The sequence below is a fragment of the Priestia koreensis genome (assembly GCF_001274935.1).
GTDB lineage: Bacteria > Bacillota > Bacilli > Bacillales > Bacillaceae_H > Bacillus_AG > Bacillus_AG koreensis.
In genome coordinates this window covers 123,857-138,245 of record NZ_LILC01000016.1, presented here as the reverse complement: position 1 = coordinate 138,245, position 14,389 = coordinate 123,857, and the positions used below count along the sequence as shown (strand labels likewise).

General features: G+C 36.5%; 21 protein-coding genes and 1 pseudogene. 20 read left to right on the top strand and 2 right to left on the bottom strand.

Annotated features, from left to right (window positions below; translation table 11 throughout):
* The first annotated feature begins 256 nt into the window (after positions 1 to 256).
* Complete coding sequence (locus AMD01_RS13835) at positions 257 to 592, top strand: antibiotic biosynthesis monooxygenase family protein (RefSeq protein ID WP_083446549.1); 336 nt, start codon at positions 257 to 259, stop codon at positions 590 to 592.
* A gap of 104 nt (positions 593 to 696) precedes the next feature.
* On the opposite strand, the gene AMD01_RS13830 is transcribed toward AMD01_RS13835, so the two are convergent.
* Both AMD01_RS13830 and AMD01_RS13825 read right to left on the bottom strand, forming a co-directional pair.
* Positions 697 to 897 (bottom strand): hypothetical protein, encoded by a 201-nt coding sequence (locus AMD01_RS13830; RefSeq protein WP_053402012.1) that lies wholly within the window; start codon positions 895 to 897, stop codon positions 697 to 699.
* A 67-nt stretch (positions 898 to 964) separates the two neighbouring features.
* Positions 965 to 1,237 carry a hypothetical protein gene (locus AMD01_RS13825; RefSeq protein ID WP_157052736.1) on the bottom strand — a complete coding sequence of 91 codons (273 nt, stop codon included), beginning with the start codon at positions 1,235 to 1,237 and terminating at the stop codon, positions 965 to 967.
* Between the two features lie 458 nt (positions 1,238 to 1,695).
* Here AMD01_RS13825 and AMD01_RS13820 point away from each other — a divergent pair, with 458 nt between their 5' ends.
* The 19 genes and pseudogenes from AMD01_RS13820 (at position 1,696) to AMD01_RS13730 (ending at position 14,305) form a co-directional block, all read left to right on the top strand.
* On the top strand, positions 1,696 to 2,019 hold the full coding sequence (locus tag AMD01_RS13820; protein WP_053402010.1) for a hypothetical protein: 324 nt from the start codon (positions 1,696 to 1,698) through the stop codon (positions 2,017 to 2,019).
* Positions 2,020 to 2,037: 18 nt separating this feature from the next.
* A complete protein-coding gene (locus AMD01_RS13815) occupies positions 2,038 to 3,342 on the top strand; it encodes an SMI1/KNR4 family protein (RefSeq protein ID WP_053402009.1) in 1,305 nt (434 codons plus the stop codon).
* A gap of 56 nt (positions 3,343 to 3,398) precedes the next feature.
* The gene (locus AMD01_RS13810; RefSeq protein WP_342666993.1) at positions 3,399 to 4,058 is read left to right on the top strand and encodes a YdcF family protein; all 660 of its coding nucleotides are present in this window, start codon (positions 3,399 to 3,401) and stop codon (positions 4,056 to 4,058) included.
* 52 nt (positions 4,059 to 4,110) lie between these two features.
* Positions 4,111 to 4,425 carry a hypothetical protein gene (locus AMD01_RS13805; protein ID WP_053402007.1) on the top strand — a complete coding sequence of 105 codons (315 nt, stop codon included), beginning with the start codon at positions 4,111 to 4,113 and terminating at the stop codon, positions 4,423 to 4,425.
* 270 nt (positions 4,426 to 4,695) lie between these two features.
* Complete coding sequence (locus AMD01_RS13800) at positions 4,696 to 4,956, top strand: DUF5344 family protein (RefSeq protein ID WP_053402006.1); 261 nt, start codon at positions 4,696 to 4,698, stop codon at positions 4,954 to 4,956.
* A gap of 18 nt (positions 4,957 to 4,974) precedes the next feature.
* On the top strand, positions 4,975 to 7,038 hold the full coding sequence (locus tag AMD01_RS13795) for a T7SS effector LXG polymorphic toxin (RefSeq protein WP_053402005.1): 2,064 nt from the start codon (positions 4,975 to 4,977) through the stop codon (positions 7,036 to 7,038).
* A 13-nt stretch (positions 7,039 to 7,051) separates the two neighbouring features.
* Positions 7,052 to 7,564, top strand: a complete 513-nt coding sequence (locus AMD01_RS13790) for an Imm6 family immunity protein (protein WP_053402004.1) — start codon at positions 7,052 to 7,054, stop codon at positions 7,562 to 7,564.
* 31 nt (positions 7,565 to 7,595) lie between these two features.
* Positions 7,596 to 7,760 (top strand): annotated as a pseudogene (locus AMD01_RS13785) (SMI1/KNR4 family protein); the annotation flags it as partial.
* 540 nt (positions 7,761 to 8,300) lie between these two features.
* Positions 8,301 to 9,095, top strand: a complete 795-nt coding sequence (locus tag AMD01_RS13780) for a hypothetical protein (protein WP_053402003.1) — start codon at positions 8,301 to 8,303, stop codon at positions 9,093 to 9,095.
* Between the two features lies 1 nt (position 9,096).
* Positions 9,097 to 9,552, top strand: coding sequence for an immunity protein YezG family protein (locus tag AMD01_RS13775; RefSeq protein WP_053402002.1), 456 nt, complete (start codon positions 9,097 to 9,099; stop codon positions 9,550 to 9,552).
* 124 nt (positions 9,553 to 9,676) lie between these two features.
* Positions 9,677 to 9,991: an HNH endonuclease gene (locus AMD01_RS13770; protein ID WP_245638949.1), complete on the top strand. Its 315-nt coding sequence runs from the start codon at positions 9,677 to 9,679 to the stop codon at positions 9,989 to 9,991.
* A gap of 24 nt (positions 9,992 to 10,015) precedes the next feature.
* Positions 10,016 to 10,504, top strand: a complete 489-nt coding sequence (locus tag AMD01_RS13765) for an SMI1/KNR4 family protein (protein ID WP_053402001.1) — start codon at positions 10,016 to 10,018, stop codon at positions 10,502 to 10,504.
* 134 nt (positions 10,505 to 10,638) lie between these two features.
* The gene (locus AMD01_RS13760) at positions 10,639 to 11,106 is read left to right on the top strand and encodes a hypothetical protein (protein WP_245638948.1); all 468 of its coding nucleotides are present in this window, start codon (positions 10,639 to 10,641) and stop codon (positions 11,104 to 11,106) included.
* A complete protein-coding gene (locus AMD01_RS13755; protein ID WP_053402000.1) occupies positions 11,106 to 11,537 on the top strand; it encodes an SMI1/KNR4 family protein in 432 nt (143 codons plus the stop codon). Before AMD01_RS13760 ends, AMD01_RS13755 begins: the two co-directional genes overlap by 1 nt.
* 412 nt (positions 11,538 to 11,949) lie before the next feature.
* Entirely contained in the window at positions 11,950 to 12,408 is a 459-nt protein-coding gene (locus AMD01_RS13745; protein ID WP_342666994.1) for a CdiA family toxin C-terminal domain-containing protein, read from the top strand.
* 18 nt (positions 12,409 to 12,426) lie between these two features.
* Entirely contained in the window at positions 12,427 to 12,786 is a 360-nt protein-coding gene (gene cdiI, locus AMD01_RS13740; RefSeq protein WP_053401997.1) for a ribonuclease toxin immunity protein CdiI, read from the top strand.
* A 322-nt stretch (positions 12,787 to 13,108) separates the two neighbouring features.
* Entirely contained in the window at positions 13,109 to 13,561 is a 453-nt protein-coding gene (locus tag AMD01_RS24745) for a hypothetical protein (RefSeq protein ID WP_083446547.1), read from the top strand.
* Positions 13,562 to 13,576: 15 nt separating this feature from the next.
* Positions 13,577 to 13,894: an HNH endonuclease gene (locus tag AMD01_RS24740; protein WP_083446546.1), complete on the top strand. Its 318-nt coding sequence runs from the start codon at positions 13,577 to 13,579 to the stop codon at positions 13,892 to 13,894.
* Positions 13,895 to 14,002: 108 nt separating this feature from the next.
* Positions 14,003 to 14,305, top strand: a complete 303-nt coding sequence (locus AMD01_RS13730) for a hypothetical protein (protein ID WP_053401996.1) — start codon at positions 14,003 to 14,005, stop codon at positions 14,303 to 14,305.
* Positions 14,306 to 14,389: the final 84 nt, after the last annotated feature.

The following is a 14,389-nucleotide window of genomic DNA, read 5'->3' as shown; positions in this document are numbered from 1 at the left end:
GTTCTTTCTGCTCGTCTGTAGGGAAAATCGCATATTGATACCCAAACGTCACCCATCCTTCGGGTAATGTTTTTTTGTTCCTTTTTGGTGTGGTGTTTCCAGTTGAACATTCACGTCATTCACTCCTTTCTATCGGGACTATCTTCCTATCTTACCAAAAGAAGAAAAAGAAAACAAGTACATATGTTCGTTTTAGACTTACCCCTACCCACCATTCATCCCCCACCTACTCACGGGGCTTCGCCCTTATCGTTCCTTGAGGAAGGGGACTTCTGGTGGAAATCTGTTAAAACGTATAGTCGTAGAAGAGGGATACGGTGATCAAGTCGTGGGTAATTTCCAATCCAAAACGATTATTCAAGAACAGCCAGGATTTCTAGACATGAGCGTCATGAAGAAAAAACAGCGTCGCGGAGATGAGGAAGTGCTCGTCATGATTCGCTGGGAATCTGAAGAAGCATGGAAGGCCTGGGAAAAGAGCGATGCTCATATCGCTGGACACCGAGCGAACCGAGGAAAAGAAGCACCATCTTATATGATCAATCGCAGTCAAGACGTGTACACAGTAGCGGACTATCGAACGACACAATAAGTAGGAAAAAGAACAAGCTTTGGGGCTTGTTCTTTTTTATAGCGCTTATTTGCATCTTGTTTGTTCATAAAAACAATAACATTTATGGAGGTAACCTCAGGTGTTCACGACACAAGACCAAGTAACAAAAGTAAAAAACCGATATACAAGAACACTCCACCAGCATGCGGATCTGCCAGATAAAGAATGGACGTTCCTATTTTTCCTTTCGTTGTTTCGTCATCGTAATCTTTAAATAAACTTGCCGCATACATAATAGAGATTGCCATAATGGCAATCCCGCCGATAATCATCCAAATGTTCATAGCTATTTTTATAACCCCATTCATTGTCACAATACAATCTTTCATGAGTAATTAGTTAACTTCAAAGTTAAAAGAAAAGTAAACCGATAACCCCTACAATAAAAACACCGATAGCTGATATAAGTGCTTGTTTTATACTATAACCTTTTGGGCCAGCAACAAAATCTGCAAATAGTAATTTGAGCAGCTTTTCTTTTTTTAGTTTGATAAATAGGGCGATTAATAATGCCCAAGCAGTTAATACAAAACAAATAATCTTGCTACCTGAAATACCCAACAAGAATACAAAACTCATTAATATAAAATAAATGATTCTTCTTAGTAAAGTTATTAGCATCATTTCTCCATCCGATTTTAGCTTAAAAGCTTTTATTCATACGATCTATTACCTTAAAATGAAATAAATCCCAAAAGAAATAATACAGCAAAAAGGTGATTTTAGATACGGTGAAATAGACCTTGTTTTTTGGTTAATTTTTAAAGATAAACATATTAATTTTTTGATGAATTTATGGTCTATAAAAGAAAAGATGTCGTTTCAAGACATACATGAGATCTTCTATGATGTTTTATAGACAGATCGTTCTATCTAGTGACGATGTTTTGTATTGTTGTTTAAAACACTTTGTTAACAACTGTTTTAAAGACCATTCCCTCTGTAAAAAGGTATAATAGACGTATACATCAACCTTAAAAAGGAGAATGACCATGCTTACTGTTCAAAATGCTTAATCATTTATTGAAAATCAACTTAAAACGGTCCCAACTATTGAATCGGTTTGGAGCGCTTTTAAAGAATTGAGTCGTCAGCCTGTTGAAGGAGAAGAGGAAGTCGCATTGTTATTTCAATGCGGAACGTATGATTTCACAGGCGAAAAGAAATTTCATTTTACATTTACTCGCCAGTTTTTGATTGAAGAAGAAGACGAGCCTACACAGCTGCACTGCGAATTTCTTTTTGAACCCTTACCGATATTTAAAAACCATACAATAGAAGAATGGTATTTTGAGTATGAAGGAGAGTTAGACGACTTTTTTAGTTCCGTTGAGAATGCAGACGTTTTTCAGCTAGCGCGAGATGCGAAACCCTCTGAATTTAGTGTATATATAGAAGAAATATAATAGGAAGGTCGAGAGAGAATGAAGCATTTGGTGAATCAGTGGGAAAATATCGTGCAGCTGGTACAAAACATAGGGGGAGAAGGGTATCTATACGTGGATTCAGTCGCAACAGAGGATGAAATCGTAATGACTGAACGAAAGCTTGACGTAAAGCTCCCTCTTAGTTTAAAAGAAGCTCTTCTCGGAGTCTCAAAAGCAGTAGACGTCTGTTGGGAATTTCCAGATGAACTCATTGTTCCTAAACCATATAAGGACAACTCCTTTGGCAAATTGCAGTGGAATCTTCACGAGCTGGAAGTTCTTTGTGATGAACGGGGCCAAAAACGCCTCTTAATTCACCATGTAGGGAATGGTGATTTGATTACCATTGACGTAGCAGATGATCAACCAGACGGTGAAGTCTATTATTGGTATGAAGATGAATCGACGGAATATTTACTCGCCAAAAACGTTGCTCATTTTTTGAATAACCTTACAACTCTTTGTTTAATTGGTTTAGAAGTGGAGCAAGTTGAATTGTTTTTATCTTCGGAAGGGTTATGTGCTGACAACCCCTTAGCTTTAAAATGGATAAAGTGGTTTTGGAGTCTGGGGAAGAAACCTGTTATTGATTATTCGACTACCGGAGATATCCTCCGCCTCATTACTCATTTAGGCGAAATTCGTCCAAAGCAAATGATGCATTTAACACAAATGGACCGATCGGAAGTAAAGAAGGAACTTCTCACCTCATCGCTATTAGAAAACGGGTGGCACCGGGCTCTTTTACTAGGGGAACTATTTGGCTCTGAGATAAGGGAATGGGTTCTGTCACTTTGGGAGGGGGTAGATGAAAATCTGTTGAAAGAACGATCGTATTTGACAGCTAAGTGTTTACCAATACATATTGGCTTACCGCTTGTCATAAAGTTTGTAGAAGGGCAGCACATGACTGGTTATGAGGCCTTTCATCACCTTTCCTATTTTCGGGCAAATGACGTCATTCAGTGGATGACGAACTATGCAACGCTTCCTTTTGAAGGATGGGATAAACTGTTTGCAGCCTCTGGCCCAACGTGGGAGGACCTTACACAGTGGCTTACTTCGGATGAGAAACGACATATGTTTATTGCCATTAACGCGATTGGAGCTTTGGTGTCGTTTCGTGAACGGATCTGTTTTGCGGATCGTTTAGCTTATGGTGAGAAACCATTTACAATCCGAAATCTACCTAATTCACTTCAAGTAGCGAAGTTCTTTGAAGAATTTAAGCAAACAGGGAGGGGGAGAAATCGCTATCATTATATTGATGCATTCCTTCACCTTCTGACTTCTATGCGCTAAACCTATCAGTTACACTCATTCATGAAATTGTCATATACTAGTAGTAAGTAACGCGATTGCGCTTACTACTAGACGTAAAACGAGGTGAACGATTGATCATGAAAATTTCCGAGCTAAAAGAAGATGCGCTAACAGTAGAGCAAATGACTGATCTTTTGTTTACAAACATGGAAGATGATCTGAAAGACGGAGACTGCATTTTTGTCCCTGGCAGCAGCAAAGCGGTTGAGATTCGTCTACCAAAGGCCATTCAATTATATCAATTAGGAAGAGCACCACACCTTATTTTTTCGGGTGGTGGCATATGGGGGAAATCATCTAAGACTGAAGCCGCGTTGATGAAAGAAGAGGCGGTGAAAGTTGGCATACAGGCACAGGCCATTTCAACCGAAGAGATTTCGCAGCACACAAAGGAAAATGTTCTTGCATCGCTTCTTGTGTTAGAACGAGCGCTCGGACTAGAAAACGTGAACCGAATTCTGGTTGTCACTACTATTTTTCATATGCGACGCATGCTTCTCACGCTTCAAACCTATATGCCTGCCTGGATCCACTACTCTATTTGCATCGCACCGAGTCATGATGTAACCAAAGAAAATTGGCGAAACACGCCTGTTATTCGTAGTCGTGTTGAAACAGAGGCCAAAAAAATTGTTCGTTATGTTCAGCAAGGTATTTTGAGCGATGACGATGTGATATTTAAAAAAACTTTATAAAACCATTATATTCCAATCATACTAAAAGCAATAGATAAAAGGAGGTAGCGAAATGAAAACTGGACGACTATACCTTCAGACATTCCTCGAACTTTTCATTTTCATCGTCATCGGTTTCTTTTTTACACAATATGTTCTCCGCTTTGCATACGAGCGCGCAGGTATTGCATATAACGGAAACATTGGAGTCGTTTGTTTAGGAGCTGCGTTCTTATTATTATGTACATATACAATTTTACGTATCGTAATCGTAAAAAAAACAACGCCACTCTTAGCAGCCCGCATGCGCTCATTAACGTTTTGGCTCGTTTATATCTTTGGCATTTACAGCGTTCTTTCTCCATTTGTACGAGGCGCCATTTCATAACATGTTTACACATTATCTGTTCAAAAACCCTCATTCATTTTTATGACATGAGGGTTTTTTATGTTTTATAGGTTTATCATCCTTTGGAACTAGTGTAAATAAAAGGAAAGAACACCTAGAAAAATAGAGAATAATTTCCTATTTCTCTCTCTATGCGTAACTTTTACACTATAAATATTAAAGTTTTTATTTTTTCTTCTTGTGGGTTAATGCCCTCTAAACAAAGAGGCGATAGCGAAGGGAGAAGAATTACGTAAGGAGCAAATGATTATGACGATGATTAAGCTGCGTTACGAAGATGTTATGCAAACGCTGAAGGATGTCGAACAGACCATTAAGCATTTGTCACTCCCAGACAATTTAGATATGGGAGACAACGTATTAGATACCACAAAAGAATGGAAAACAAGTGAAGCAGATCTAGGAGAGCTACTTAAAACCTATATTACCGCCTTAGAGAAAAGTGTAGATGATACAAAAGCCAATGTTGATCTACTAAAAGAACAAGATGAAGCCATGGTGCGCTCCTAATAAAAAAGGGTGAATAAAATGGGAAAAGTATATGATGCAGAAGGGATTTCGACGTTCGCAAAAGAACGTGAAAAATCTTACAAAGCACTAAAAAAACAGCTCGTTGCCTTGAAAAAAACGCTTCAAGCTGTTGTCGATTTAGATGATAGTCTGAAGGGAAAAGGGGCAGACAAAATTAAGGGTTTTTATCGTTATCAGGTGGATACAGCTGATAACTGGATTGATCTAGTTGGGATGCTTCAAAGTCATTTTTCAACCCTCCATATAAAAGCAGAGGAAGCTAAGCTTTCAGGAGAAACGTTTGTTACGGTTCCTTTCCTTGAGCAAGACGTTCAAAACGGGATTAGCCAAGCGAAAAAACTTGTCGACCAACAGCAAACAGATCTTCAAAAGATCTTTAATACCATTGATGATATTCTTCCTCTTTCTGTTTTTTCTAAGGAAACGTATGACGAATACATGGACAAAGCAGAAAAAAAGCGGAATAGTACGGTGAATGCGGTTGAAAAATTAGATGCGGACTGGTTAGAAAGTTATAGTGCAATAGACTCAAATCGAACAATAGTGACAACATCAACACAGTTGTTGCACGACGCCACCACTAAAGGCGGTCAAGCTTATCCTGTCTTATTTGATGAGAAGGCCTACCATGAAAGTCCGTTGTATCAAGTTCGGAAGGAAGCAAACGAATACGCAACGAATTATATTGATTACAACAAAGAAATGGAAGAAGTTCATAAACTTAAAGAAGAAGAAAAGCGACGAGAAATTGAAGAAGCGAACAAGGAATGGTACGAAAAAGCATGGGATGCGGCTTCTACCTTTACAGGAGAGGTCACGGGATATTATGATTCTAAGAGAGCGGTAGAAGGAATTGATCCCGTCACTGGCCGAAAATTATCAGCCTCTGAGCGCGTCGCCGCTGGTGCAATGGCGGCCGCTGGCTTTATTCCTGTCGTTGGATGGGCAGGTCGTGCCATTAAAGGTGGAAAAGGAATTTATGCCGTTGCCAAAGGAGTCAACGCAGCAGATCATGCGTTAGACGCCTATAAAACGACTAAGTCCCTCGAAGTTCTTTCAAAAGCAGAAAAAGGACTCTACGGCCTTGTTGCTGCAAACGGTCTGTACGAATTTGGCACAGGGAAAGACATGTTTGGAAATGAAATCTCCGACGAGCAGCGCCAAAACAGCCTGCTTCAGTCCCTCGGGATTGTGGGAGCCGGCGTCGTATCAACCAAGCTGGCAGCCAAAACAGCAAAAGCAGGAGCCAACGCTGTAGTCACTAGCACCAAAAAACTTACGGCTATGCGGAATGTTTTAAGCACACAAGCTACTGAACGCCTCATTCCAGCCGTCCAAAAAGGACAGCGAGTTTACCGCGCTGTTGCCAATGAAGTCAAAAACACCATGAAAAAAATCGGCGAAATCAAAATCGCCCCAAAATCAATCAAATCCTTCCAACCAGTTGGCGTTCCTATTCCTCCTATATGGATGGTAGACGACTGGTACAAGGTGAAAGACCTCGGGCGGATGTTTTCGGTTGGGGGTAGGGGTACGGGTGAAGTTAGTAAGATTGATATTGGTAAAACTGATATAGATGCACTAAGGAAAAAATGGAATGTTCCAGAAACTGAAACAGTGGCAGTTGGAAAAACTGATGTAAAAGGATTAGAAGATTTAAATTTTGAAGGAGGATCGCCGAAAGTACGAAAAGAAGCTGGATTACCTGATTTAGATGAAGTAATGCCTGACAGGAATATTAAAGCCCCAGGGACTAACCCATTGTTTACTAGGCATGCAGAGGAAGGCGTTCTGAATGAATTTGATTCAGCAGTAATAAAAGCAGGTATAAAACCAGAAGATGTAACAGGAACATTAAAACTTCATCAATCGAACCCTTCAGGTGTATGTAGAAAGTGTTATCAAGGATTAGCGAACGATAAAGTTCCGCCTGGTGTGTTAAAGCAATTAAGTTTAAAATATCCTAATCTAAAAATCGAAGTAACATCGGAAATCGATGAAAGTATTAAAGTAACTGGTAGGCTTAATCTAATGATTAAAAATGGAAAGTATATTGATTAGTTGGAGGTTAATTATGGCTAATACTAACTTTAGTAGTTTAACAGAAGATGGTAAAGTAATATTTTTTCTTGGACTTTCAGAAAAAGTTTTGTCGGTATTTTCTCAAAAGGAAGATCAAATTTTAGCCCAGGAAGTTATATATAAATGTTGGGGATGGCTAAAAGGTAAAGAAAATATAGGGGATATTCTTTATGAATTATTAGATAATGAGGAAAATGGTATAACAATAATTCAAGAGATGTCAGATAATGAAACAGATGTCATAGCTTGGAACTGTGTCATTGATGCAGTTGCTTATACTAGTAGAAAAGCATTTGAAAGAGAAGGTGTCAAATATTATCCAGAACCAATTGCTTTAGTTGATGATACATTAGTAGACCATTTTATGGATTGTTTCGCAAAATGTATAGAGGATTCAGATAGTTATATTCAGAGAATAAATTTTTTATTGGATGATTATAAGAATGGGAATATTGCGAGTGATTTGCGGACAGAAGTTTTAAGGGAATTACAAATACAAAATTAACTATTACTCTATTATTTTATGAACTTTTTTGGATAACCCTGTTGTGGTATTTTGGGAACATGAAAATGCTGGTGAAAAAGAAATGTTGATGCGAGAAGAAGGATTAACAGAAGAACAAGTGGAAGAACGTGCAAGAGAGAATGTATTTTACATTGCAGATACATTTACTGATTTTTTAAGTGAATTACACTATTAAAAAATATAATGATGAATGAAAAATAAAGTTTATGTGAAGTGGATAGAAAAAATAATAGGTTGTTTGAAAATAGATACTCCATGATGGTTGTACCATCATAGAGTATTATGTGCAATGATAGAATAGAAAATGAAGTACGAGCTTAGGCGAGATGACATTTTACCGGGCGATAAATATAAACCGCATGGAATGTATATGAAACTAACGAACTCGTACAAACTCGTAAGTTTTAAGATAGTATTTGTCATGACATACAAAAGGTGTCATACTTTTACTGCAAAACTTACAAATTTATGCTACTTAAGAACAGATGAACGTAAAGCACTTGATTGCCAACTTGAGGCAACAAGTGCTTTTTTGCATTTTAGCGTAGAACTTTAAAAGTGCTATGATAGACATTTACTAGAAAGAAAAGGTATGGTTAGAAAGAAAAATAAACTGTAATCGGATATCATTTTACCTGCATTAGATCGAGCATTAGCTATGATCGCTAATAAACGCTGCATGACTTTATTTAAGCGATAGTAAAGGAGAATACACATGAAACCTAGTTATTTTTCAATTTCAATGTACCCCACAGTAGCTTTTAACGAAGAGGAGCTATTAGGACGCCTTTTAGATGTGTTTGAATCAAATGAAAAATTTGCGCCTACTCATTGGGGAAACAGTGAAACGGTACGGGTAGAGTATAATCGCGAGGAAATTCTAGAAAAAGTCGTTTCAGAAGGGAGAGTATCTGAAGTTCACCTGTATCGTGATAAATCTGTAAATTATAGAGGTAGTTTTCAAGTTCGCTCAGGTCACGGCTCATTTTTAGATCTTGAATTTCAAAAGTCGATAGCAAAAAAAATGTGGCCAGATTTTTTCAAACTTGCTGATCAAATCGCAGAGATTGCAAAACCTTCTTTTGGAACAGCGCAAATGTGTTGGCCAGTACCTTATCCATGGAATACGGAACGTGAACGTTTACAAAAGTGGATGAATATTTCATCGCTACCTATACCGGTTAGATTTCGTCCTAACGGTCCTTTGGGAATAGGAGCTAGAACATATTTTAGCGGTCATATTTTGGAAATGTTTGATAGAGACTTCTTATTAAATGCTCCCGCTGTTGTATCAGAATTAGAATGGGGCGGGGTTTGTATGGATCTTTTACAGGATCCATTAGAAGCTGATGGTGATACATGGCTAGATCGCTGGTTAGATGTCATGAACTATTTGGAACCAGCTCAAGTAATAGCTGTGCCAAGTTTCCATGAAAGTCGAATGGCTGTCATGTATTCACCCAATGTTGCTTGGAAGAAGCATCTAGGAAATGAGAGGAGTAAAAAATAGAATGAAAGAATTTGAAGATCAGTTTAGTGAGTTGCAAGGGGATATGATCTCGATCTGCCTAGAATATGTTGAAGATCGAGCTGATAAAGTCTATGTGTATGGTTCATGTGAAGAAGGAATTACAGCAAGTGCCTTTTTTTTCTTAATTAATAATATTTACGTAAAACCACACAAATTGAATGATGCGGTAAAAGGCAGCGATGAAAAATATGACACATCTTCTACACGGAATTTAATGGTATTAAATATTTTAAATGAGGACATTGAAAAAGTCAGTGTATTATGCAAAGAGCATCAGAGAGAAATGCCAACCGAAATGAAATTAATCTATGATGTGAAGAGTGGAAAGTTTAAAGCCGAATACAAGTATGATTTCATGTACATTCATGACGACATTAAAACATCCGATGATATTTATGATGAATGGTTTGAGGAAGTTAAAAAAAGCAAACTCTAAAAATGTACGATACCAGATATAGTTAGGTTAAACAAATTACTCATCACATCAGCCCTAGTACTTATTTTAGCCAAAGGATTGCTAAGGTATTAATTTAAACAAAGCACTAGCGGGAGGTACACACGTGAAAGGTGTAGATTATGACATATTAGGCTTTCCAATTTTTAAAGGAGAGGCTGTTAAATTTCAAACGACATTGGATAAAGGAATATTTAAAGCGTCTGATTATAGGCAATTTAAGTTATGTACACAGGCTTTAAAAGAATCGATAGAAAAAGGAGAAATATTAAAAGAAGTATTTATAACAAAACAACTCAGGGATATATATAACGGAGAGGCTAGAATAAAAGGGTTGACTGGGCCTCACCATCAAGTACCTGGTAAGATGCAATTAGTAGTGTCTAAGACACATAAAGTTAATCATTTAGGTGGAAATTAATTCATCATGGGGGGATGGAATTAGATGAGTAAGGTACAATGGAGATCAGCAGATGAGCCTATTACACGAGATGAGGTAAGGCATGTTGAGCAGGAGTTAGGTTTTAAATTTCCCTTAGATTATATAGAATGTATTATGGATAATAATGGAGCACACGTTAGCCCAGAAGTGTTTGAAGTTAAAGGGAAAAGGAAGGTTTTTGGTACGTTGTTAACGTACGATATGGATGATGATGAAAATATTATAGAAGTATTTAATGACTATAAAGATACACTTCCGTTAGAGTTAATTCCTTTTGCTTTTGACCCAGCAGGGAATTTAATATGCTTTGATTATAAAGACGATCGAAATAAGCCTACAATAGTATTTTGGGAACATGAAAATGCTGGTGAAAAAGAGATGTTAATGCGAAAAGAAGGATTAACAGAAGAACAAGTAGAAGAACTAGCAAGAGAAAATGTATTTTATATCGCAGATACATTCAGTGACTTTTTAGATAAGTTACATGATTGAAAAACAAAGCATATGCAAAGTGAACATAAAAAGAAAAGGTAATTTTTTCGACAAAACTTCATGATGGTTAACCATCTGTTTTTTTATGCAAATGGAAAAATCAATCTGGAAGGTTATTCCTATCGTACATACCATTGAGGTCTTTTCCTAAAGATATTGAATTTGTAAATCCATCTGATAAGGGTACGGGTGAAGTTAATTATGTTAATTTTAATAAAACACATAAGGATTCCTTACCTAAACCAAAAGGAGATGGTCCAAATGGTGGAAAATTACAATCTCATCATGGATTACAGCAAGAGTTGGCGAAAAATAATTTAAGTCAGTATGGGTATGATTCTAAACTTGCTCCGACAATAACTATCGAGACAGGAAAAGGATTACCACATACAGCCATTACGAATGCTGAAACTGCGAGAAGAAATGAACGGATGGCTTCAGGCGTAGGGAAATGGAGCACGACTTTACAGGAAGAATTACAATTCATGGTGGACGATTTAACCAAAGCTGGTTTTTTAAGAAATACTACTAGTCAAGTTCTTGAAAAACAATACAAGATGCTAGATAAACTAGGTGTTAAGTTTGAAAGGATTAATTATTAATGAACATACTAGATAATATCAGTAGTTTGTACACAATTAATGCTAGAAAATCTCCTTCGAAAAAAGAAGAAATTAAAGCACTTAAGGATTTTTCGACAATAGGTGTACCTACAGAATATATAGAAATAATTCAGCTAGCTTCAGACATTGAATTTAATGTTAGCGACCAAATGTATATTCGGATTTGGGGAGCATCTGGGTGCATAGAAATGAATGAAGCTTATGAAGTGCAGAAACATCTTCCGAATTCGCTCGCAATTGGTGATGATGAAGGAGGTGGTGCATTAATCTATCTACAGGGTAAAGATGGCTTTGGGGTATACTATAATAGATTCGCAGATTTGGACATTGAGGAGGCAGTGAAAATTGCACCATCGCTAACCGAATTGTTAGTAAATAATGTAGATGTGAATACTTTATTAGACATTTAAAAAAATTTAGAGACCTTGATTGGCTTTATAGCCCTTCAAGGTTTTTTATTGGAAAAAATAGGAAATAATATCGTTTTGAATCAAAAACTCAAGATGGTATGCAGAATTACGAGATTGGTTGCAGTAACATTTATATATAACGACCACACTTACTTACTCGATTTAAATTTATACACCAGAAAAACAAAGATTGTATTGATTAATATGGAAATAAACTTGGATCAGAAGAAAATGAATGGAGCAAAAAAAGAAAGGTTTAAGTTAGGAATGAATTGAATAATGATTGTGTGAAATTCATAACTTATGATGGTTGTACCATCATGGAGTATAAAGTTAATGCTTGGAGGAACTGAACAAGAACGAGACTTAGGCGAGATGCCATTTTACATGGAAGGGGTAGTTATGATATGGCATAGCTAACAAACTAACGAGAACGACAACGCTCGTAGCGATAAACGTAGAAGATATAGTTAGAAAGAAAAATAAAGGAATTGTCTGTGAGCATAATATGGAGAATTTTGAGAATGCATTTATTGAAAGTGGATGGGATTTACAAAGTTGTATTATATCCAAGAGACAACACTCTACAATCGAAGGTATTTACGAAATTGAATATGGATTACCTGCGTTAAATAGAGAGGGGAATATTATACCTGGAGAACTTAAAGAAGTTCGAAAACCGAAAACAGTTTATGATCCAAAGATAATTTTAGATGAACAAATTTTAAAGTGCGGTGAAGAAGCGATGAAAAATGGTGAAATAGTTGGAAGGAAAATTACAGGAATCTATAAAAATGGTGTTAAATTTGAAGGTTATATTGATGAAACAACAGGGAAAATAACAAATTTCTTCCCAACTTTAAATGATTAGATAATATGGGGTGATAAAATGGAAGATAAAAATAAGAAACTAGTTAATTACTATTTTCAAGTTCTAGGAGATTACAGATTTTTAAAAGTATTAGAAAAACTATCTGGTGGAGAAGGGTATGGAATAGAGCATGTTTGGTCTGTATTTGCTGAAGACTATGAAGAATGGGAAGAGGATTACTTTGGAGATGAAGGGATAGCCTTTTATTTCGATTATCCTGCAGTAGAAGAGGATGAAGAAGTAATAATAGACTATGAAACTTTATTTATATATTTAAAAGAAATAACTGGTGCTTATATAGCCAGACATCCAGAAAATGAGTCAGAGATAGGAAAATATATGAATAAAATTAAAGAGAGATATCAGATAAAGAAATAAAAAAAACTGTATTTATTTTGAAGGATTTTATTCCTTTCAAGTCTTTGCCTTTATAAAAAATACTAAACTTGATTAAGGACGGATGCTTAGGTAATTGAAGAGTATTAATTATATGTTTTGAATCGAGAGCTTATTAAGGCTGTACTATATTGTCTATTATAGGCGATGAGTGCTTTTTTGCATTTTCACTGATTATTTAATTAGTGTACTAAGTATTAAATTTTATACAAGTGCTAGCATACAAGGGAAAAAACATGCGATGGAAATAGAGGTTTCGATAGATAAGTTCATTCAAAGAAGGGTTGAATGAACGAGGGGGAAATTGTTTGATTCACCGTATGACTTTGTCAATCACGCAATGATGGGACTCTTAGATGTAGGACAGCAGGCACTTAATCCGGAAAAACCTCTTTTAAAAGAGCACTGGGAAAACAGCATGTTTCTGTTTGCGAGCGTCATTGGAGGAGAAAAAACCGCAGGAGCAGCCGTAAAATCCATTCCAAAAGTAACAAACGTTCCGCGTGTACCTGCACATACAGCAACCAAAACATTAAGCGATATGAGAAATGTCATCAGCCCAAAAGCAGCAAGCAATTGGTCGAAGAAGGTGTATGAACCTGTTCAAAAGCAGCTTCAACCTTTACTAGATGCGGAGATACCGACTTTACGTCCTCAACCTCAACTGGGAGGGATAGGATATGTTGATGACTTTTTAAACGCTTCACCCAAAAATAATGTAATTAATAAAGGATTGGCAGGAGGTACACATGTGTAGGGTGTAGACTATGATGTGTTAGGTTTTGCTATTTTTAAAGGAGATAACTTAAAATTTACGTTAAAGTTAAAGAAAGAATATTATGTTATGAAAGATACAGAACAGTTTAAAGAGTGTACAAGGATATTAAAAAAGGCAATTGAAGAAGGTAAAGCATCAAGGGAACTTTTTACTCCACAACAGCTTAATCAGATTGAAAAGGGGAGAGCAAGAATAAAGGGGCTTACTTGGCACCATCATCAGGTTCCTGGAAAGATGCAATTAGTATCAACAGATATTCATGGGGTTAACCATCTTGGTGGAAATAAATTATGGGGAGAGGGTATTAGATGAGAAAAGATTTAGAGTGGGAATATGCTGATGCAGAAGTATCAGAAACTAAGATTAAAGAAATGGGATTACAATTAGGCTTCCCCGTAGTTATAAAGGGAGGTATTAACAATGTTTGAGGAAAAAGTTAGAGCAGTCTTAGGTGCACGAGCATTACTAGATGATAATGATCCAAGAATTGAACAAAAATGGGAAAAGCTAATTGTTTTACTAAGTGAAGATGAAAACTTGACCCTGAATTTTTTACAGATTTGTACAAAAACAGAACTTTCATTTTTAAGTGAGATTTTTGAAGAAGTGGCATATAATTTACAAAGTAAAAAGTATATTGAATTACTATATAGCCTAGATCAAAGATACCCAGACTTAAACTTAAAGAGAAGTATACAAATTGCCGAGGAGTACATGGATTAAATTTGAGGTTCAAATAATGATATTTTGTATTAAGAGAGATTAATCCTGGTTTCCAAGCAAACACCTTGATTGGCTAAATGCCTT

Excerpts from the sequence above, each read along its gene's own strand:
- AMD01_RS13830 (WP_053402012.1), bottom strand. The coding sequence starts at position 897 with ATGAACATTTGGATGATTATCGGCGGGATTGCCATTATGGCAATCTCT.
- AMD01_RS13825 (WP_157052736.1), bottom strand. The coding sequence starts at position 1,237 with ATGATGCTAATAACTTTACTAAGAAGAATCATTTATTTTATATTAATG.
- AMD01_RS13815 (WP_053402009.1), top strand. The coding sequence starts at position 2,038 with ATGAAGCATTTGGTGAATCAGTGGGAAAATATCGTGCAGCTGGTACAA.
- AMD01_RS13805 (WP_053402007.1), top strand. The coding sequence starts at position 4,111 with ATGAAAACTGGACGACTATACCTTCAGACATTCCTCGAACTTTTCATT.
- AMD01_RS13800 (WP_053402006.1), top strand. The coding sequence starts at position 4,696 with ATGACGATGATTAAGCTGCGTTACGAAGATGTTATGCAAACGCTGAAG.
- AMD01_RS13795 (WP_053402005.1), top strand. The coding sequence starts at position 4,975 with ATGGGAAAAGTATATGATGCAGAAGGGATTTCGACGTTCGCAAAAGAA.
- AMD01_RS13790 (WP_053402004.1), top strand. The coding sequence starts at position 7,052 with ATGGCTAATACTAACTTTAGTAGTTTAACAGAAGATGGTAAAGTAATA.
- AMD01_RS13780 (WP_053402003.1), top strand. The coding sequence starts at position 8,301 with ATGAAACCTAGTTATTTTTCAATTTCAATGTACCCCACAGTAGCTTTT.
- AMD01_RS13775 (WP_053402002.1), top strand. The coding sequence starts at position 9,097 with ATGAAAGAATTTGAAGATCAGTTTAGTGAGTTGCAAGGGGATATGATC.
- AMD01_RS13765 (WP_053402001.1), top strand. The coding sequence starts at position 10,016 with ATGAGTAAGGTACAATGGAGATCAGCAGATGAGCCTATTACACGAGAT.
- AMD01_RS13755 (WP_053402000.1), top strand. The coding sequence starts at position 11,106 with ATGAACATACTAGATAATATCAGTAGTTTGTACACAATTAATGCTAGA.
- cdiI (WP_053401997.1), top strand. The coding sequence starts at position 12,427 with ATGGAAGATAAAAATAAGAAACTAGTTAATTACTATTTTCAAGTTCTA.
- AMD01_RS13730 (WP_053401996.1), top strand. The coding sequence starts at position 14,003 with ATGTTTGAGGAAAAAGTTAGAGCAGTCTTAGGTGCACGAGCATTACTA.